At 64.0% G+C, this 20,346-nt stretch carries 13 protein-coding genes; 8 read left to right on the forward strand and 5 right to left on the reverse strand.

Annotation, left to right across the window (positions count from 1 at the left end):
• Positions 1–115: 115 nt before the first annotated feature.
• A complete protein-coding gene (locus tag ABIB73_RS33490) occupies positions 116–592 on the forward strand; it encodes an L-2-amino-thiazoline-4-carboxylic acid hydrolase (RefSeq protein ID WP_354231207.1) in 477 nt (158 codons plus the stop codon).
• 6 nt (positions 593–598) lie between these two features.
• Here the strand turns inward: ABIB73_RS33490 and ABIB73_RS33495 are convergent, their stop codons facing one another.
• Positions 599–2,218, reverse strand: a complete 1,620-nt coding sequence (locus ABIB73_RS33495; protein WP_354231209.1) for a GMC family oxidoreductase — start codon at positions 2,216–2,218, stop codon at positions 599–601.
• A gap of 177 nt (positions 2,219–2,395) precedes the next feature.
• Here ABIB73_RS33495 and ABIB73_RS33500 point away from each other — a divergent pair, with 177 nt between their 5' ends.
• On the forward strand, positions 2,396–3,568 hold the full coding sequence (locus tag ABIB73_RS33500; RefSeq protein ID WP_354231211.1) for a M20 aminoacylase family protein: 1,173 nt from the start codon (positions 2,396–2,398) through the stop codon (positions 3,566–3,568).
• Positions 3,569–3,644: 76 nt separating this feature from the next.
• Here ABIB73_RS33500 and ABIB73_RS33505 read toward each other — a convergent pair whose 3' ends face one another.
• Complete coding sequence (locus ABIB73_RS33505; protein WP_354231213.1) at positions 3,645–5,267, reverse strand: inorganic phosphate transporter; 1,623 nt, start codon at positions 5,265–5,267, stop codon at positions 3,645–3,647.
• A gap of 114 nt (positions 5,268–5,381) precedes the next feature.
• Entirely contained in the window at positions 5,382–6,779 is a 1,398-nt protein-coding gene (locus tag ABIB73_RS33510; RefSeq protein WP_354231215.1) for a UdgX family uracil-DNA binding protein, read from the reverse strand.
• Positions 6,780–6,945: 166 nt separating this feature from the next.
• Here ABIB73_RS33510 and ABIB73_RS33515 point away from each other — a divergent pair, with 166 nt between their 5' ends.
• From ABIB73_RS33515 to ABIB73_RS33525, 3 genes are read left to right on the forward strand one after another with little or no spacing between them, the layout of a single operon-like run.
• Complete coding sequence (locus ABIB73_RS33515; protein ID WP_354231217.1) at positions 6,946–7,731, forward strand: ImuA family protein; 786 nt, start codon at positions 6,946–6,948, stop codon at positions 7,729–7,731.
• Positions 7,631–9,220, forward strand: a complete 1,590-nt coding sequence (locus ABIB73_RS33520) for a Y-family DNA polymerase (protein WP_354231219.1) — start codon at positions 7,631–7,633, stop codon at positions 9,218–9,220. Before ABIB73_RS33515 ends, ABIB73_RS33520 begins: the two co-directional genes overlap by 101 nt.
• The gene (locus ABIB73_RS33525) at positions 9,217–12,591 is read left to right on the forward strand and encodes an error-prone DNA polymerase (protein WP_354231221.1); all 3,375 of its coding nucleotides are present in this window, start codon (positions 9,217–9,219) and stop codon (positions 12,589–12,591) included. The genes ABIB73_RS33520 and ABIB73_RS33525 overlap by 4 nt, the downstream gene beginning before the upstream one ends.
• A 182-nt stretch (positions 12,592–12,773) precedes the next feature.
• Here the strand turns inward: ABIB73_RS33525 and ABIB73_RS33530 are convergent, their stop codons facing one another.
• Together ABIB73_RS33530 and ABIB73_RS33535 are read right to left on the reverse strand one after the other, a co-directional pair.
• Positions 12,774–13,544 carry an SDR family NAD(P)-dependent oxidoreductase gene (locus tag ABIB73_RS33530; RefSeq protein WP_354231223.1) on the reverse strand — a complete coding sequence of 257 codons (771 nt, stop codon included), beginning with the start codon at positions 13,542–13,544 and terminating at the stop codon, positions 12,774–12,776.
• Between the two features lie 238 nt (positions 13,545–13,782).
• The gene (locus ABIB73_RS33535; protein ID WP_354231225.1) at positions 13,783–14,070 is read right to left on the reverse strand and encodes a hypothetical protein; all 288 of its coding nucleotides are present in this window, start codon (positions 14,068–14,070) and stop codon (positions 13,783–13,785) included.
• 146 nt (positions 14,071–14,216) lie between these two features.
• Here ABIB73_RS33535 and ABIB73_RS33540 point away from each other — a divergent pair, with 146 nt between their 5' ends.
• From ABIB73_RS33540 to ABIB73_RS33550, 3 genes are all read left to right on the forward strand, one after another.
• Positions 14,217–15,629 carry a CoA transferase gene (locus tag ABIB73_RS33540; protein ID WP_354231227.1) on the forward strand — a complete coding sequence of 471 codons (1,413 nt, stop codon included), beginning with the start codon at positions 14,217–14,219 and terminating at the stop codon, positions 15,627–15,629.
• Between the two features lie 145 nt (positions 15,630–15,774).
• On the forward strand, positions 15,775–17,019 hold the full coding sequence (locus tag ABIB73_RS33545) for an efflux RND transporter periplasmic adaptor subunit (RefSeq protein WP_354231229.1): 1,245 nt from the start codon (positions 15,775–15,777) through the stop codon (positions 17,017–17,019).
• A 29-nt stretch (positions 17,020–17,048) separates the two neighbouring features.
• A complete protein-coding gene (locus ABIB73_RS33550; RefSeq protein ID WP_354231231.1) occupies positions 17,049–20,165 on the forward strand; it encodes an efflux RND transporter permease subunit in 3,117 nt (1,038 codons plus the stop codon).
• The last annotated feature ends 181 nt before the right edge of the window (positions 20,166–20,346 follow it).

Here is a 20,346-nt window from a genome sequence, read left to right on the forward strand (position 1 = left end):
TCGGACACCCATATCTTCCTGGCATAGAAAATCTAAGTCAAGACACCAGAACATCTGGTTTGATCCATGGGTGTACGCATGAAACAACTCAGGAAATCCATGGAGGCGACCGACGATGGTGGAAGCGAACGAAGTTGCTATCAGTCACTTGCAGCGCCGGAAGATCGAGGGGCGCGTGCTCATCCCTTTCATTCAGGTGTTGCGCGACAGGTTCGGCGAGGACGCGATGCGTGACGTCGTCGACGAGACAATTCGCCGGCTCGCAGCCGAGGATGGCGCGAGATGGGCGGCGACCTACGGACAGACGACGTCATCGCTGCGAGCCGTGGCGCAGGAGGTTTGGGCGGGCGGGGGCGGGTTGGATGTCCAGCTCGTCGGCGAATCCGAGGATCATCTCGATTTCAACGTCACGCGCTGTCGATATGCCGAGTTCTATAAGGAGCTGGGCCTTGCCAATCTCGGCGTTCACGTCCACTGCAATCGTGATCGTGCCATGCTGGCCGGCTTCAACGACGAACTCGAACTGTCCCGAAGCCAGACGATCATGGAGGGCGGAGCCTGCTGCGATTTCAGGTTTCGCAAGCGGCCGTAGCGTCGTCTACTTCGCATCCTCCAGGATCATCGTAGCCCCTTTCTCTGCGATCATCGCCGTCGGTGTGTTGGTGTTGCCTGAGGTGATGGTCGGCATGATCGAAGCATCGACAATGCGCAAATTGTCTAATCCGTAGAAGCGCAGGCGCTCGTCGACCACCGCCATCGGATCGTTCGCCGCGCCCATCTTCGCCGTACCGACGGGATGGAAGATCGTGGTGCCGATATCGCCGGCGGCTTTGGCGAGCGAGGCGTCGTCGTCGCCAACGGAGGGGCCGGGCAAATATTCGCTCGGGCGATACTTTGCGAGCGCCTTCTGCTGCATCAGGCGGCGGGTGGTACGGATGGCGTCGGCGCCGACCTGGCGATCGTCGTCGGTCGACAGATAGTTCGGCGCGATGATCGGCTTCTCCTCAGGCGTTGCCGCGCGCAAGCGCACGGTGCCGCGCGAAGTCGGCTGGAGATTGCAGGCGCTCACGGTGATTGCCGGGAAGCGATGCAGGGGATCGCCGAACTTGTCGAGCGACAGCGGCTGCACGTGGAACTGGATGTTGGCGCGTGCGCGCGTCGCATCGGAGCGCGTGAAGATGCCGAGCTGCGACGGCGCCATGGTCAGGGGCCCGCGGCGGCGGAACGCGTAGTCGAGCCCCATCAGGGCGCGCCGGAACAGATTGTAATAGGTCTCGTTCAGCGTGCGCACGCCTTCGACCTTGTAGATCGCGCGCTGCTGGAGATGGTCCTGGAGATTGCGGCCGACGCCCGGCTTGTCCATCACGATGTCGATGCCGAGCGGCGACAGCCAGTCGGCGGGCCCGATGCCGGAGCGATGCAACACCTGCACCGAGCCGATGGAGCCTGCCGAGAGGATCACCTCACGCTTGGCGCGCGCCTCGATGATCTCGCCGTTCTGGATGAAGCGTACGCCGACGGCGCGGCCCTGCTCGATGATGAGACGGTCGACCAGCACCTGCTTCTCGAGCCGCAGATTGGGGCGGTTCAGTGCGGGCTTGAGAAAGCCGCGCGCCGACGACCAGCGCCGGCCGCGCTTCTGGTTGACATGGAAATAGCTCGTGCCTTCGTTGTCGCCGGTGTTGAAATCCGCAATGCGCTTGATGCCCATCTCCTCGGCGGCGTCGCCCACCGCGTCGAGGACGTCCCACGACAACCGCGGCGCCTCGATGCGCCAGCCGCCGCCGGCGCCGTGATGCTCGCCGGCGCCGAGGAAGTGGTCCTCGAGCCGCTTGAACAGCGGCAGCACGTCGTCATAGCCCCAGCCGGTCATGCCAAGCTGGCGCCAATGATCGTAGTCGGCGGCCTGTCCGCGCATCGAGATCATGGCGTTGATCGCCGAGCTACCGCCGATGACCTTGCCGCGGGGATAGGCGAGCGCGCGGCCGTTCAGCCCGGGCTCGGCCTCGGTCTTGAACATCCAGTCCGAGCGCGGATTGCCGATCGCGAATAGATAGCCGACGGGGATGTGGAACCAGATCCAGTTGTCATCGCCGCCAGCCTCCAGGATCAGGACGCGGTTCCTGGGGTCGGCCGATAGTCGGTTGGCAACGATGCAGCCCGCTGTGCCGGCCCCGACCACGACATAGTCAAACTCACCTTCGAGCCGCCTTGGCATTATGCTGCTTCCACCCGGATGGTCACTTACGTTCCATCCTAATAGGCAGACCCGGCGGATCGGGACAAGCCCGGCCATGCCGGGCAGGCAGGGCTAGGCCCCGGCTTGAGGCAGTTGGGTGGACTGGCGCTTGCATGCTAGACAGTCCCGAACTTCCAACAGAGTTTGAGACCATCCATGCCCATCGTGAACCGCGTCGCCGACCTTCAACCCGACATCCAGGCCTGGCGGCGAGACATCCACCAGCACCCCGAGCTGCTGTACGACGTTCACCGCACCGCAGCATTCGTCGCGGACCGTCTGCGCGAGTTCGGCTGCGACGAGGTCGCGACCGGCATCGGCCAGACCGGCGTGGTCGGGGTGATCAAGGGCAATAAGCCCGCGGGTGAAGGGCTCAAGGTGATCGGCATGCGTGCCGACATGGACGCGCTGCCTGTCGATGAGCAGACCAACCTGCCTTACGCCTCGAAGACTCCCGGCAAGATGCACGCCTGCGGCCATGACGGCCACACCGCGATGCTGCTGGGCGCCGCGCGCTACCTCGCCGAGACCCGCAATTTTGCCGGCGATGCGGTCGTGATCTTCCAACCGGCCGAGGAGGGCGGCGCCGGCGGCGCGGCCATGGTCAACGACGGAATGATGGAGCGTTTCGGCATCGAGCAGGTCTACGGCATGCACAATGGCCCCGGCATTCCGATCGGCTCGTTCGCGATCCGCCCGGGCCCGATCATGGCGGCGACGGACGAAGTCGACATCAAGATCGAAGGCCTCGGCGGCCACGCCGCGCGTCCGCACAAATGCGTGGATTCGGTGCTGGTCGGCGCGCAGCTGATCACGGCGTTGCAGTCGATCGTCGCGCGCAGCATCGATCCGCTGGAATCGGCCGTCATCTCGATCTGCGAGTTCCACGCCGGCAATGCCCGCAACGTCATCCCGCAGACCGCGGAGCTTCGCGGCACCATCCGCACGCTGACGCCCGAGGTGCGCAAGCTCGTCGAGAAGCGCGTGCGCGAGGTTGTTGCTGGCGTGGCGCAGATCACCGGCGCCACGATCGACCTGCACTACAAGCGCAATTATCCGGTGGTGGTCAATCACGCCGCGGAGACCGTGGTGGCGACGCGCATTGCGAAGCAGGTCGCTGGCGACGCCAACGTGCTCGAGATGGCGCCGCTGATGGGCGGGGAGGACTTTGCCTACATGCTGGAAGCGCGACCCGGCGCCTTCATCTTCTGCGGCAACGGCGACAGCGCCGGCCTGCATCATCCCGCGTACAATTTCAACGACGAGGCGATCGTCTTCGGCACGTCCTACTGGGTCAAGCTGGTCGAGGAGTCGCTCGCGGCGTCCTGAGCCGCGATGCCGGGATGGAAACGATAAAGGGCCCGTGCACCGCACGGACCCTTTGACGTCGGCGAGCGGCGATCTCTCAGAAGACGTGAGAGAAGAAATAGTACAACGAGCCCGAGATGATCATCGCGGCCGGCAGGGTCAGCACCCAGGCCATGGCGATGTTGCGGATCGTGGCCCATTGCAGGCCCGAACCGTTGGCGGCCATCGTGCCGGCGATGCCTGACGACAGCACGTGGGTGGTCGACACCGGCAGGCCGTAGATGTCGGCGGCGGCGATGGTGGCAGCCGCCGTGATCTCGGCGCAGGCGCCTTGCGCGTAGGTCAGGTGCGTCTTGCCGATCTTCTCGCCGACCGTGACCACGATGCGCTTCCAGCCGACCATGGTGCCCAGCCCAAGCGCGATGGCGACCGCGATTTTCACCCAGCCGGGGATGAACTTCGTGGCGCTGTCGAGCGAACCCTTATAGGCGTTGAGCACAGCGACGTCGGTGGCGTTAAGCTCGGCTTCCTTGTCCTTCATCAGGAAGCGGAGCGCTTCCGAGGCAAGGTACATGTCGTTGCGGGTGTTGCCGACGACATCCGCCGGAACCTTCGCCAGCGATCCGTAGGTCGTAACCTGCTTGGCGATATCGCGCACGAGCACGGCGAGCGACGGGAAGGTGCCGCCGTTGACTTCGCGCGTGGCGACGTAGCTGGTCACCGCGGGCCGCGGATTGCCGAGCACGTTGTAACCGGCAGCCTTGCCCTCGATGATCTTGCTGGCCGCGTCCGAGTTCGTGACGAAATGTTCGATCTCGGTCGCCGGCAGCGCGCGGTTGAGCGCATAGGCCGTCGGCACGGTGCCGATCAGGATCAGCATGATCAGGCCCATGCCCTTCTGGCCGTCGTTGGAGCCATGGAAGAAGCTCACCAGCGTGCAGGTAAGGATCAGGATGCCTCGGATCCACCACGGCGGCGGCTGGTCACCCTTCGGCTCGCCAAACAGGGCCGGCGTCGCGCGCAGCAGCACGCTGCGCAGGATGTACAGCAGGATCGCGGCGAGCGCGAAGCCGAACAGCGGTGACAGCAACAGGGCCTTGCCGATGTTGGTCGCCTGCGACCAGTCAACGCCCGAGGTCCCGCTGCGGCCATGCAGGACCGCGTTCATGATGCCGACGCCCATGATCGAGCCGATCAGCGTGTGCGAGCTCGACGCGGGCAGGCCGAAATACCAGGTGCCGACGTTCCAGATGATGGCGGCGATCAGAAGCGCGAACACCATCGCGAAGCCGGCGCTGGAGCCGACCTGAAGGATCAGCTCGACCGGCAGCAGCGAGACGATGCCGAACGCCACTGCGCCCGAGGACAGCAGCACGCCGAACAGGTTGAACATGCCGGACCACACCACGGCGATGTTAGCGGGCAGGGAGCGGGTGTAGATGACGGTCGCGACCGCATTGGCGGTGTCGTGGAAGCCATTCACGAACTCGAAGCCGAGCGCGATCAAAAGCGCGACAAAGAGCATGAGGAAGGGGGCGATGCTCTTGACCTGCGTGCCGGTCGCATCGACGTCGACCCAGATGCTGTAGGCGACGAAGAGCAGTGCGGCGGCGATGACCCCCATATAGATGATGCCAGTCAGCGGATGGAATCCGCCTTCGAGGTCGGGGCCCTTACGCAAGGCTGGCTCGATGGAGCCGGGTAAAGCAACGTCACTCATCGGAATTCTCCTGTCCCAATGCCCTGATTTTGCGCGCGGCATGTGACAGCCAGTTGAAATGGTTGAAAAACTATTGATAAGGTGGAACCTTTCCACCGCCTGTTGCGGAGTGTGTCAGGCGGCGTGGGCGGATTTGCTCTGCAAGCCGGCGGCGATCTTCAGATCTTCGACAAAGCGCTGATATTCCAAAATTTTGGCCTCGGGATCGGGCAGCCGGAGCAAATAGGAGGGATGGACGGTCACGAGCGCCTTGCGGCCGTCAGGAAGATCGATCAGCCGGCCGCGGGTTTTGCCGATGGGCGTGATCTTGCCGAACACGCTTTGTGCGGCGGTGGCGCCCATCGCCACGATGAGATCAGGCTGGATTGCCGAAACTTCCCGCTCATACCATTGCCGGCACGCCCGGATCTCCGGCGTCGCAGGCTTTTGGTGCAGCCGGATTTTTCCGCGCGGCAGAAATTTGAAGTGTTTGACCGCGTTGGTGACGTAGACCTTCTTGCGGTCGACGCCGGCCTCCTCCAGCGCGCGGTCGAGCATCTGGCCGGCCGGGCCGACGAAGGGATGGCCGGCGAGGTCTTCCTTGTCGCCGGGCTGCTCGCCGACCAGCATGATGGTGGCGTCCTTTGGACCTTCGCCGAATACGGTCTGGGTCGCGTCCTTGTAGAGCGGGCAGGCGCGGCAATGGGCGGCCTCCTCGCGGAGCGCTTCGAGATCGTCGGCGGCGGTCTTGCGTGTCATCGGAGCCTCCGGCCGCGGGGAAATCCGTCCGCCGGTCCAGCGTTCGGCATCAGCGAGCAGAGGTCCAAGTATCGACGCGTCCTGGAGGTTCCTCCGGCGCTTCACCGGCGCGTCAGTCGTCGTCAGCCGGTCGGGCTGGAAATGGCGCCGCCAGGTTTCCTCCAAGCGGCCTGGGGCAGGCCACTCCGTCCGGCTGATCCCAGGCGTGAAGGAGATCGCGTGACCGTCCCAATGGGCACAAACGTCAGGTGTGAGGATCGACCAGGGCATATCGGCAAAACGACGCGCGAAGAACGGCGCGGCGAATGCGACGATGTGATGCTCCGGCTCGAACCAGGCGGCGTAATGCGCCTTCTGCTCGCGCCCGATCTCGCGGAAGCGGATGAGGTCGCGCATCCGCTGCGCATCGCTCTGCACCGCGCCTGCCATAGCGGTTGCCTGTGCCACGTCGGGATCGGTCATCGTTGCGAGCAGGTCGTGATCGGCCTTCAACCGCCAGAGCAGGCGATAGACCAGTGCAAAGCGCGCGCCGTCACGATGCAGGATCGCGATGCGGGCAAGCTCGATGAAATTGGCCGGCACGGTGAACGTGCTCTCGGTCTCGATCGGCGGGAGGCTCGGCGCTTCGGACAGGCCGGGCGGTGCCTGGTCTTTCGTTTGGCCTTGCACGTGCCACGTCACGTCCTCCGGCGCGATGTGATGAAGCGCGAGCGCGCGTGCGGCTAGACGCCAGCCGTCGAAATCGGTCTCGCTGTCGAGGGCAATAAGGTACATGACACTCGAATCCTCTTGATTTTACTCATGAATCCGTAGGCGCGCCAATTTGATTGACTCTCATACGCCCGTTAGCTTTATATTAGAACATATCATGAACAAATGAGCCGGCCGCTGGTTCTCTTTTTGAGAGCCATCGGCAATCACCTCTGAAGGAGCGGCGAGCATGAGCGGCGCACGCATCAGCGCGCTTGCGACCTTGCGCGGCCAGATCGAGCGCATCGAGACCACCGAGGTCGTGCATCATCGTGATCGCGTGACGCTCGGCCACGGCGAGGCGGACAGCGCCCTGAAGGGCGGGCTCGCGCGCGCGGCAATTCACGAGGTGTTTTGCGAGGGGCGCCAGGGCGCGACCGCGACGGGATTTGTCACCGGACTTGCGGGGCGTGTGACAGCGCGCAAACCGCTGTTATGGGTGCGGCAGGATTTTTCGGAAATTGAAACCGGCGCGCTGTCGATGAACGGGCTTGCCGAGCTCGGCCTCGATCCGCGCCGCGTGGTGATGGTGCGTGCCGCCGATGTGGAGAGCGCGTTGCGCACCTCGGCCGACGCACTTGCCTGCGATGCGCTCGGCGCGGTCGTGCTCGAGCTCTGGGGCGAGACCAGACAGTTCGATCTCGTGGCGAGCCGGAAGCTCACGCTCGCAGCACAAGCCTCAGGTGCGACCGGCCTCTTGCTGCGCATGGCGGCGCAGCCGCTGCCCTCAACCGCGGAGACGCGATGGATGCTGCGCGCGGCGCATTCGCCACCGGGCGCCATGTGGAGCGCCTGGGGTGCGCCGCGCTTCGATGCCGAGCTGTTGCGCAATCGTCACGGCCCGTGCGGCCGGTGGATCATGGAATGGAAGTGTGATGAGTGCCAATTCAGTGAACCGTCGGCGTATCCTCAGCCTGTGGCTGCCGCGCCTGCCCATCGACCGGATCCAGCGGCTCTTCAACGGCGGATTGGGTAATAATCCTGAGCCCAACATCGTCGTCATCAAGGACAACAATGCGCTGGTGATCCATGCGCTCGACGATGCGGCATCGCGCTTGGGCCTGCATATCGGCCAGCCGCTGGCCAATGCCCGGGCGATGTGCCCGGAGCTGAAAGTGTTCGATGCCGATGTCGTGGCCGATGCAAAAACGCTCAGCGACATCGCCGACTGGTGCGACCGCTTCACGCCGCTGGTCGCGCTCGATCCGCCGCACGGACTGTTCCTGGACATCACCGGCTGCGCGCATCTGTTCGGCGGGGAAGCAGCGCTGTTGCAGGCGCTGGTCCGTGCGCTCGCCCGCCAGGGCTTTGTCGTCAGCGCGGCGATTGCCGGCACCTCTGTCTGCGCGCGCACGCTGACGCGGCAGGCGTCCGGCACCATCGTCGCCGATGGCAGAGAGGCGGAGGCGATCAGCGCCCTCCCGGTGTCCGCGCTCGGCGCGGGCGAGGCCATCACCACCGGCCTGCGCCGGGCCGGCCTGAAAACCATCGGCGATGTCGCCTCCCGCGCACCGCACGAGATCACGGCGCGGTTCGGCGCAGGGTTTTCGACCCTGCTCGTGCATGCGCTGGGACAGGGCGATGCACCGATCAGCCCGCGCAAGCCGCTGCCTGACTACATCGTGGAGAAGCGTTTCGCCGAGCCGATCGCGACCGACACTATGATCGCGATGACGCTGTCGCGGCTCGCCGACACGCTGATTGCCTCCATGGAGAAGCAAGGCAAGGGCGCGCGCCGGCTGGAGGCCGCGTTCTTCCGCACCGACGGCGTGGTGCGCGCGATCATGGTCGAGACCGGGCGGCCGGTCACGCAAAGCAAAGTCATCGATCGGCTGTTCCGCGAGCGTCTCGATGCACTCGCCGATCCCCTGGATCCCGGCTTCGGCTTCGACATGGTGCGGCTGTCGGCGAGCCGCACCGAAATCGTGGTGCAGGAGCAGCGCGATCTCGATGCCCACGTCCATGACAATGACGAGCTTGCCGCGCTGATCGACCGCATCGCCGCGCGCATCGGCGGAAAGCGCGTGGTCGTGCACCTGCCGCAGGACACGCATATTCCGGAGCATGCCGTGCTGGCCGCGCCGGCGCAGCATCATCTCATCGCCGCCATGCAGGCCGAATGGCCGGCGCGCGCCGAGAGCGAGCCGCCGCTGCGTCCGTTGCGGTTGTTCGAAAAACCGGAGCCGATCAAGGTGCCGTTTGCGACCGTGCCGGACGGCCCGCCGCATCAGTTTACCTGGCGGCGCGCGCAGCATGCGGTGGTGCGGGTGGAAGGGCCCGAGCGCATCGCCATGGAATGGTGGCGGCAGGACGGCAGGCAACTGACGCGGGATTATTTCCGTATCGAGGATGCCGAGGGCCTGCGCTTCTGGATTTTTCGTGATGGTCTTTACGAGGGGGAATGCTTCGACGACGACGGCAAGCCCATTCCCCCCGGCTGGTATGTCCACGGTCTCTTCGCATGAACACGCCTGCTTATGCCGAGATCGGCATCACCACAAACTTCTCCTTCCTGCGCGGCGGATCGGACCCGCGTGCCTATGTGCATCAGGCGAGTAAGCTCGGCATTCCCGCGATCGGCATCGCCGATCACAACACACTCGCCGGTGTGGTGCGCGCCTATAAGGAACTCGACAATGCGGAAGTGTTGAACAAGCCAAAACTCCTGATCGGCGCGCGCGTCGTCTTCATCGACGGCACGCCCGATATTCTGGTCTATCCGCGCGACCGCGCGGCCTATGGCCGGCTTTGCCAGCTCTTGACCAAAGGCAAGCGCGGCGACGACATCACGCGGATCGAGAAGGGCGAATGCCATCTCACCTTCGCCGATCTCCTCGAGTTTTCGGAAGGCCAGCTTCTGGTGCTGACGCTGCCGCATCGTTTCGAGCCGGTGCAGGCGCTGGATGTTCTTTCAAGTCTCAAGGCAAGCCGCGCCGAGGGTGTGTGGCTGGCGGCGAGCCTGATCTATCGCGGCGACGACCGGCGCCGTCTGGCGCAGCTCGATGATCTCGCGGCGACGGCAAAGGTGCCGCTGTTCGCGACCAATGAGGTACTTTATCATGATGCCGGCCGCCGTCCGCTTCAGGATGTGCTCACCTGCATCCGGGAAAAGACCACGATCGAGGCGATCGGGAGGAAGCTGGAGGCCAATGCCGAGCGGTTTCTGAAAGCGCCCAGGGAAATGGCGCGGCTGTTCCGCGATTTCCCCGAGGCGATCGCGGAGACCATGCGCTTTGCGGACAAGATCGAGTTCACGCTCGACCAGCTCAAATACCAGTATCCGGACGAGCCGGTGCCGCCGGGCAAAACGGCGCAAGGCCATCTGGAGGACCTGACCCGGGCGGGCGTACAAAAATACTTCGGCGGTGAGATCGATGACAAGCTTCGCGCCACTCTCAAGAAAGAACTCGCGCTGATCGCCGAGCTGAAATACGCTCATTACTTCCTCACCGTGCACGACATCGTGCACTATGCGCGCAGCCAGAACATCTTGTGCCAGGGCCGCGGCTCGGCGGCGAACTCGGCCGTGTGCTACGTGCTCGGCATCACCTCGGTCGATCCGACCAAGGTCGATCTGCTGTTCGAGCGATTCATCTCCAAGGAGCGGCTGGAGCCGCCGGATATCGACGTCGATTTCGAACATTCGCGGCGCGAGGAGGTGATGCAATATGTTTATCGCCGCTACGGCCGCCACCGCGCCGCGATCATCGCGACCGTCATCCATTACCGTCCGCGCAGCGCCATCCGTGATGTCGGCAAGGCGCTTGGCCTGACCGAGGACGTCACCGCCGCGCTTGCCGACACCGTCTGGGGACACTGGGGCAAGGGCCTCAACGAGATGCAGGTCAAGCAGGCCGGCCTCGATCCCCAAAATCCGATGATCAACCTTGCGGTCGAGCTTGCGACCGAGCTGATCGAATTCCCGCGCCATCTCTCTCAGCATGTCGGCGGCTATGTGCTGACGCAGGACCGGCTCGACACCTATGTGCCGATCGGCAACGCCGCGATGGACGACCGCACCTTCATCGAATGGGACAAGGACGATGTCGACGCGCTCAACATGATGAAGGTCGACGTGCTCGCGCTGGGCATGCTGACCTGCATCCGCAAGTGTTTTGATTTGATCGACCAGCACAAGGGCGAGCGCTGGGTTTTGGCGAGCGTCCCGCAGGACGATCCCAAGGTCTACGACATGCTGTGCCTCGGAGAATCCCTCGGCGTGTTCCAGGTCGAAAGCCGCGCGCAGATGAACATGCTGCCACGCCTGAAGCCGCGGACCTTCTACGACCTCGTCATCGAGGTCGCGATCGTGCGTCCGGGACCGATCCAGGGCGACATGGTGCATCCGTATTTGCGACGGCGGAACGGTCAGGAGAAAGTGAAGTATCCATCGCCTTCACCGGAGCATGGCGACAAGGACGAACTCTACAAGGTGCTGCACAAGACGATGGGCGTGCCTCTATTCCAGGAACAGGCGATGCGTATCGCGATCGAGGCGGCAAAATTCACCTCCGAGGAGGCCAACGGCCTGCGCCGCTCGATGGCGACCTTCCGTAATGTCGGCACCATCGGCAAATACGAGGACAAGCTGATCGGCAACATGGTCGCACGCGGCTACGATCCCAATTTCGCTAAAAGCTGCTTTGACCAGATCAAGGGCTTTGGCTCCTACGGCTTTCCGGAAAGCCATGCCGCGAGCTTTGCACAGCTCGTCTACATCTCCTCCTGGCTGAAGCACTACCACCCTGACGCATTCTGTTGCGGCTTGCTGAACTCGCAACCGATGGGCTTTTACGCCCCGGCGCAAATCGTCAGCGACGCCCGCAAGAATGGCGTCGAGGTTCGCGAGATTGATGTATCCTGCAGTTTTGCGCAGAACACGTTGGAAAGCACAGACGACAAGTATTGTGCTGTCCGCCTGGGCTTCCGCCAGATCGACGGCTTTCATTGGCTCGATCCGGATGAGGAGGGCCTCAAAAAAGAACAGGCAAAGCGGCAAGGCAAGGAATACGTCATCCAGGAAGACTGGGCCGACCACATCGTCGCCGCGCGCAACCATCGGCCCTTCACTTCGCTCGAGGACTTCGCCCGCGATACCGGTCTGCCCAAGCGTGCGCTGATCCTGCTGGCGGATGCCGATGCGTTCCGCTCGCTCGGGCTCGATCGCCGCGAGGCGCTGTGGCAGGTGCGGCGGTTGCCCGACGACGTGGCGCTGCCGCTGTTCGATGCCGCGACCGCACGCGAGCAGCCGGACGAGCACGCAAAACCGCTGCCGGTGATGCCGCGCGCCGAGCAGGTGGTCGCGGACTACCAGACCATCCGGCTTTCACTCAAAGGCCATCCGATGGAATTCTTGCGCGAGATGTTTTCGCGCGAACGTGTGGTGGCCTGCAAGGACGTCAGTCATGAGAACGAGCGGCGCCGCGTCCGATGCGCCGGCGTGGTGCTGGTGCGGCAGCGGCCGGGCAGCGCCAGCGGCGTCGTGTTCATGACGCTGGAGGACGAAACCGGCATCGCCAATGTCGTGGTGTGGCCCAAGATCATGGAGCAGTACCGCAAGGAGGTGATGGGCGCGCGCCTCATCCTGGTCGAGGGCTATATCCAGAGCAGCCCCGAGAAGGTGACGCATCTCATTGCCCAGCGCATGATTGACCGCTCCCACGATCTGATCGGCCTCGCCAACGACGCCTTGACCCGCAAGCATCCGGTGCCATCAGGCGCCGCCCTGATCGAGCCCCTCAACGACGATCGCCGCGACCACACGGATGCGCCTGCGCAAAAAATCCGCCACCCCCGCAACGTCCGCATCCTGCCGCCGTCGCGGGATTTTCATTGAGGTTCATCATTACGGCATCGCCCTTTCACCGTCACCCTGAGGTGGCCGCTTCTTCAGCGGCCCCTCGAAGGGCAACGGCCCGGCTGCCAGCTCGGCCGTTCATCCTTCGAGGCTCGGCATGCGATGCGTTGCATCGCAAGCCTCGCACCTCAGGATGACGGAACTGGCACGGACGGGCGCCCCTAAAAATTCACCCGGTTTGAAATCGCGCCATCCACGACGAGATTGGAGCCGGTGGTGAACGACGACACCGGGCTCGCCAGAAACACCGCCGCGCTTGCGATCTCCTGCGGTGTGGCCATGCGTCCCGTCGGATTGCGGCTCATCGCATCCTCGTAGCGCTTGGGCATGTTCTGCTCGATCGTGTTCCAGACGCCGCCTTTGAAGTAAACGGTGCCGGGCGAGACCACGTTAACGCGAATCTTCTTCTTCGCATATTGCCGCGCCAGTCCCTTGGCCATGTGGATCAGCGCCGCCTTGATCGGGCCGTAGGAGCTTGCCAGATCGGCCTGCGCCGCCGAGATCGAGGAGATGATGACGAAGGCCGCATCACCACTCTTCTCGCCGCTCGCTTCGAGGAACGGCCGCGCGGCGTCGAACGCATGTACGGCGCCGAGCACGTCGAGCCGGAAGTTTTGCTCCCACGATGCAGCATCATGGCCTTGCGCCATGGCGCCGGCATTGGAGAACAGCATGTCGATGCCGCCGAGCTCTTTTGCAGCACCCTCGATCCAGGATTTCAGCGCCGCGCCGTCGGTCACGTCGACCGGGCTGCCGACTGCGCGAACCCCGCTTGCCTTCAATTCCGCGACGGTCGCCGCAACCTGATCGGCATTGCGCGCGCAAACCGCGACGTTGGTGCCTTCACCGGCCAGCGTCGCCGCAATCGCCCGCCCGATGCCGCGCGTGCCGCCGAGCACGATGGCGTTCTTTCCTTTGAGACCGAGATCCATTGTTTGGTTTCCTTTTGTTGGTCGACGCACTGTAGTCGCGAATGCGTCGTCGTCGCAAATTCTGCTCTATCACCATCATCCCGAGGTGCCGGAGCGTAGCGGAGGCCTCGAAGGACAACGGCCCGGCTGCCACCTCGGCCGTGCATCCTTCGAGGCTCACCTTGCGATGCGTTGCATCGCAAGCCTCGCACCTCAGGATGACGGGACTGGCAATGAAGGACTCACAATAATTCCATCCTCACTCCGGCGCCGCCCCCACCGGCGGGCCGCCGGGCGGGCGGTGCAGGAAGGTCAGCGAGGCATAGGCGCCGACCCAGGAGCCGGCCGCCGCGAAAGCGACATAGAAGGCGTTTTCGGTGTAGCTGATCACGGCGTAGGAGGAGAGCAGGTACCAGACCGCGCTCCAGTTCGCCGCCGGCACGCGCTTGCGCGCGATTACGGCCGAAGTGAACATCACATAGACCGCGTCGGTGGCCGCCGTTGCGATGAACACGGCGCCCGCGGTGAGGGGATCGATGGCGGCCATTGCATTCCTTTATGTGCTATTGGAGCTCGCAAAAAACTACAGCATGATCCGGAAAAGTGCGCAGCGGTTTTCCTCGCGACAAACGCGGAACGCATTTGCGCGGAGATCATGCTCAAACAATAACCTGAAAAGGGAAAGAAACGGCCATGCAAAACCCCGCCGGCATTCTCAGCGATATCTGGACCTCTGTCGGCGGCGATGTGGCCGCGCTCGAACGCGTGCGGTTGACCGGCGCGGAGCCGCAGATCCCGTCCTCGTTTCGCGTCGCCGTCGCGGGACAAACCACGATCGCGGCAGCCGGTCTTGCCGCTGCCGAGATCTGGAGGCTGCGCAGCGGCGAGGCGCAGGACGTCGCTGTCGACATGCGCCATGCCGTCGTCGAATGCCGCTCGGAACGTTACCTGCGCCTCGACGACAAGCCGCCGCCCCCAGCCTGGGACGCCATCGCCGGCGTCTACAGGACCGGCGATGGGCGCTTTGTCCGCTGCCACACCAATTTCCCGCACCACCGCGACGCCGTCTGCAACGTGCTCGCTTGCGCTCCCGAACGCGAGAAGGTGCAGGCCGCGCTGATGCAATGGAAGGGCGAGGACTTCGAAACCGCTGTCTATGCTACCGGCGGCGTCGTTGCCCTGATGCGCTCTTACGACGAATGGTCCGCGCTGCCGCAATCGCGTGCGCTTGCAGAACTGCCACTGATCTCGATCGAGAAGATCGGCGACGCACCGGCAAAACCCTGGCCCCAAGGATTGTCGAATGGCGATCGCCCGCTGGCGGGTCTCCGCGTGCTCGATCTCGCCCGTGTCATCGCAGGCCCCGTCGCCGGCCGCACGCTAGCCGCACATGGCGCGGATGTGCTGCTCGTCTCAGGGCCCGCGCTGCCCGCGATTCCCTGGCTCACCATCGACACCGGCCGCGGCAAGCTCACCACATTCATCGAGCTCAAGAGCGAGGCGGGTCGGGCGCAGTTGCGCGAGTTGTTGAAGGACGCCGACATCTTCTCGCAAGGCTATCGCCCGCGCGCGCTCGCAGCTCTCGGCTTCTCGCCGCAGGATGCGGCCAGCATCAATCCCGGCATCGTCTATGTGACGCTGTCGGCTTACGGCCATGCCGGCCTCTGGGCGGAGCGGCGCGGTTTCGATTCGCTGGTGCAGACCACGACCGGCTTCAACCATGCCGAGGGACAGGCCGCCGGCATCGATGGGCCGAAGGAGTTGTCGGCACAGATGCTCGACCACGCCACCGGCTATCTGATGGCATTTGGCGCGATGATGGCCAAGGCCCGGCAGGCTCGCGAAGGCGGCAGCTGGCACGTGCGGGTGTCGCTGGCGCAGACCGGGCGCTGGCTATGGAATCTCGGCCGGCTCGAGCACGGCCTAAGTACCCCGGATCTTACGGGTGAGGCCGTACATGCTGCGTTCATGGAAACCGTGTCATCTGGCTTCGGCACGCTGACGGCAGTGCGCCATTCGGCCATGCTGTCGACAACGCCGGCGCAATGGAGCCGCCCGGCCATGCCGCTCGGCAGCCATCTGCCGCAATGGCCGGCGCGAAGCTGACGTGGAGCTGACGCGTTGCAGTTTTTTAACGCAAACCGAAAGGCGCTTCTCGTTTTTTAGGTTGTTTGAAATCTCAATTCAGCACTATTAGCGCGACCGATGAGGCAGTCGTTTGCCGAGATCGTCGCAGACTTGACCGGGCCCCATGGTAGTTGAAAATACCAAGCGATTGCAGGTGCTTACGAAACAACGGGTGGTCACATCCGTAGTTTTACTGGCGCTTGCCGGCGCCGGGGCCTATGGCTTTCTCTATGCGGGTGCCAAGGACAAGAGCCATTCCGAAGTCTCCAGCCAGTCGCGCCGGAATGCGCAGAATTTCACGCCGACGCCGTCCGAATGGGCGACGCTGACGATCGAGCCGGTCAAGAGCAAAGCCTTCAGGGCCGAATACGTCACCGAGGGCAAGGTCGCGGTCGACGAGGACCGCTCGACGCCGGTGTTCTCGCCCTATGCTGGCCGCGTCACCAAGCTTCTCGCCAAGCCGGGTGAGAGCCTGACACAGGGTCAACCGCTGTTCACGATTGAGGCCGCCGACACCGTGCAGGCCCAGAACGATTTCATCACGGCGATCACGTCGCAGAACAAGGCGAAGTCGGCGGTCGATCTTGCCGACATCCAGTTCAAGCGTGCCAAGGACCTCTATGAGGGCCATGCCGTCCCGCTGAAGGATTATCAGCAGGCGGAAGCGACCCAGGTCCAGGCGCAGAACGACGTGCGCTCCTCGGCAACGGCGCTGGAGGCCGCGCGCAACAAGCTGCGCATCCTCGGCTTCACCGACGAGACGATCAAGGCGTTCCAGGACAAGGGCGTGATCAATCCGGAGATCACGATCTATTCGCCGATCGCAGGCACGGTCGTGCAGCGCAAGATCGGCCCCGGCCAGTACGTCAATTCCGGCGCCAGCGATCCGGTCTTCGTGATCGGCGATCTCTCCACGGTCTGGCTGACCGCTTTCGTGCGCGAGAGCGACGCGGCTTCCGTCAGCGTCGGGCAGGACATCAGCGTCAACGTGATGGCACTGCCGGGCCGTCCGCTGACTGCCAAGATCAACTACGTCGCCGCCGCGATCGACCCCAACACCCGCCGCCTGCTGGTCCGCGCCACCATCGACAACAAGGACGGCCTGCTCAAGCCGGAGATGTTCGCCAACGTCACGATCTATTCGGCCGGCGACCGCGCAGCACCTGCGGTGCCGAAGCAGGCGCTGATCTATGAGGGCGACCAGGTCCGCATCTGGGTCGCGCGTGAGGACAAGTCGGTCGAGCTGCGCCGGATCAAGATCGGCCTCATCAATGGCAATCTCGTCGAGGTGACCAGCAACCTGAAGCCCGGCGAGCAGATCGTCGTCAAGGGCAGCCTGTTCATCGACCGCGCTGCGTCCGGTAGCTGATCGACGACGTGAACACAGCGAAGACCTGAATGGATCGCCTCGTCGCCCTTGCCGTCAACCGGCGCTACCTGATGGTCGGCATGTTCGCCGCCGTGCTCATCGGCGGCCTGATTGCGTTCAACCAGCTCAACATCGAGGCCTATCCCGATCCGACCCCGCCGATGGTCGACATCGTGACCCAGAGCCCCGGTCTGTCGGCGGAAGAGATCGAGCGCTACATCACGATCCCGATCGAGACCCAGGTCGCGGGCTTGAAGAACCTCACGACCATCCGCACCATCTCGCTCTATGGCCTGTCCGACGTCAAACTCCAGTTCTCCTTCGCCTACACCTATGACGAGGCGTTGCAGCAGGTGTTGAACCGCCTGGCGCAGCTCGCACCGCTGCCGGGCAACGTGCAGCCGCAGATCTCGCCCTTAAGTCCGATCGGCGAAATCTTCCGCTATCGCCTGGTAGGGCCACCGAACTACAGCGTGCTCGACCTCAAGACCATCCAAGACTGGATCCTCCAGCGTCGCTTCCGTTCCGTGCCCGGCGTCATCGACGTCACGGGATGGGGCGGCAAGAGCAAGACCTACGAGCTTCAGGTCGATTTCAACAAGCTGGTCGCCAATGGTCTGACGCTGCCGCAGTTGCTCCAGGCGGTCAGCAATTCCAACGTCAATGTCGGCGGCAACACCGTCGACATCGGCCAGCAATCGGCCGTGGTCCGCGGCGTGGGCCTGATCCGCTCGATCGACGACCTCGCCAACACCATGATCGCCCAGACCAACGGCAATCCGGTACTGGTGAAGGATGTCGCCACCGTCACCGTCGGCCAGAAGCCCCGTCTCGGCATCGCCGGCCTCGACGATGCCGACGACATCGTGCAGGGCATCGTCCTGATGCGTCGCGGCGAGCAGAGCACGCCGACCATCAAGCGCGTCGAGCAGCTCGTCGCCGAGATCAACAACTCCACCATCCTGCCGCCGGGGGTGCGCATCGAGCGAATCTATGACCGCAAGGACCTCATCGACCTCACCACCCACACTGTGCTGCACAACATGGTGGTCGGCATTTTGCTAATCGTGCTGTTGCAGTGGATATTCCTCGGCGACCTCCGCAGCGCGCTGATCGTCGGCGCCACCATTCCTTTTGCGCTGTTCTTCGCCGTGATCATCCTGGTACTGCGCGGGGAGTCGGCCAACCTCCTGTCGGTCGGCGCCATCGATTTCGGCCTGATTGTGGATGCCACCGTCATTATGGTGGAGGCGATCTTCCGCCGCCTGACGCAGACCACGCCGCCGGCTGAATCCGAGCAGATGTCGCCCGAGACGCTGTTCGGCATGAAGAGCCATGCCATCCTCAGCGCAGCTGCCGACGTGTCGCGCTCGATCTTCTTTGCTGCCGCGATCATTATTGCGGCCTTCCTGCCGCTGTTCACGCTCTCCGGCGTCGAGGGGAACATTTTCGGGCCGATGGCGCGCACCTATGCTTACGCGCTCGCCGGCGGCCTGCTTGCGACCTTTACCGTCACCCCGGCGCTGTCAGCGCTCATTCTGCCCGCGCATGTCGAGGAGACCGAGACCAGGGTGATGCTGATCCTGCACCGGATCTACATGCCGGTGCTGAATTGGGCCGTCGCCAACCGCAGCATCATGCTCGGCGGCGCGGTCGGCCTCGTGCTGATGACGGTTGCGCTCGGCCGGTTGCTCGGCCTCGAATTCCTGCCCAAGCTGGAAGAGGGCAATCTCTGGATCCGCGCCACGCTGCCGCCAACCATCTCGCTCCAGGAAGGCAACACCTACGTCAACGAGATGCGCAAGGTGATCCGCGCCCGGCCCGAGGTCGAGTCCGTGGTGTCGCAGCATGGCCGTCCCGACGACGGCACCGACGCCGCCGGCTTCTTCAATGCCGAGTTCTTCGCGCCGTTGAAGCCCGTGAGCGAGTGGCCCGGCACGCATGACAAGGAAGAGTTGACCGCGCAGCTGCTCAAGCAACTCGACGACCGTTTTCCCGGCGTCGAGTTCAATTTCTCGCAATATCTTCAGGATAACGTTTCCGAAGCCGTCTCCGGCGTGAAGGGCGAGAACTCGATCAAGCTGTTCGGCAGCGATCTCCAGGCGTTGACCGACACAGCCAACAAGATCAAGTCGGTGCTGGCTACCGTGCAGGGCATCACCGACCTTGCGGTGTTCACCTCGCTCGGGCAGCCGACGGTCCAGATCGACATCGACCGCGCCAAGGCCGCGCGCTACGGGCTCGCCCCCGGCGACATCAACGCCACCATCAAGGTGGCGATCGGCGGCGACACTGCGGGCGATCTCTACGAGCCCGGAAGCGATCGCCACTTCCCGATCATCGTCCGGCTCGCGCCGGAATACCGCAGGAGCGCGGAGGCGATCCAGAATTTGCGGATCGGCGCGCCCGGGCCGAACGGCTCGGTCACACAGATTCCCCTGAGCGAGGTCGCCACGATCAGTCTCGTCTCCGGTGCGGCCTACATCTATCGCGAGCAGCAGGAGCGCTATCTGCCGATCAAGTTCTCGGTGCGCGAGCGCGACCTCGGCAGCGCCATCCGCGAGGCGCAGCAGAAGATCGCCGACCAGGTGCAGCTGCCGCCCGGATCGCACATGGACTGGGTCGGCGAGTATGGCAATCTGCAGGACGCGATCCGGCGGCTGTCGATCGTGGTGCCGATCTCGCTGGCGCTGATCGGCATCCTGCTCTGGTTCAATTTCGGCTCAATGACCGACACGCTGCTTGCCATGAGCGTGATCCCGATGGCGATCTTCGGCGGCGTGCTCGGGCTATTGATCACCGGCACCGCCTTCAGCGTCTCGGCGGCGATCGGCTTCATCGCGCTGTTCGGCATCGCCGTGATGGACGGCATCATCATCATCTCGCAGTTCAACCAGCTGATCGAAGAGGGCATGGACCGCATGAGCGCCGTGATACGGACAGGCGAGTTGCAGCTCCGCCCGGTGCTGATGACCTGCGTGGTCGCGGGCGTGGGCCTGCTGCCGGCCGCGCTGTCGGGCGGCATCGGCTCGCAGGTCCAGAAGCCGCTCGCGGTCGTCGTCGTCACCGGCATGATGCTAGCGCCGATCGTGATCCTGGTGACGCTGCCGGTGCTGATCTCCTTCTTCTCCCGCCGCGCGCGCTGACTTTCGTTGTTTGAGCATGATCTCCGCGCAAACGCGTTCCGCGTTTGTCGCGAGGGAAAACCGCTGCACACTTTTCCGGATCATGCTCTAGGGTCTGTTGAGATTCATCTAGAATGGATGACGGCGGTGGCGAGATAGATCATCGCTTCAAAGCTGCTGTCTGTCTTGTCGCACCGCATTG

Origin of the sequence: Bradyrhizobium sp. F1.4.3 (assembly GCF_040548375.1) — a bacterium.
In the GTDB taxonomy this organism is placed as follows: Bacteria; Pseudomonadota; Alphaproteobacteria; order Rhizobiales; family Xanthobacteraceae; genus Bradyrhizobium.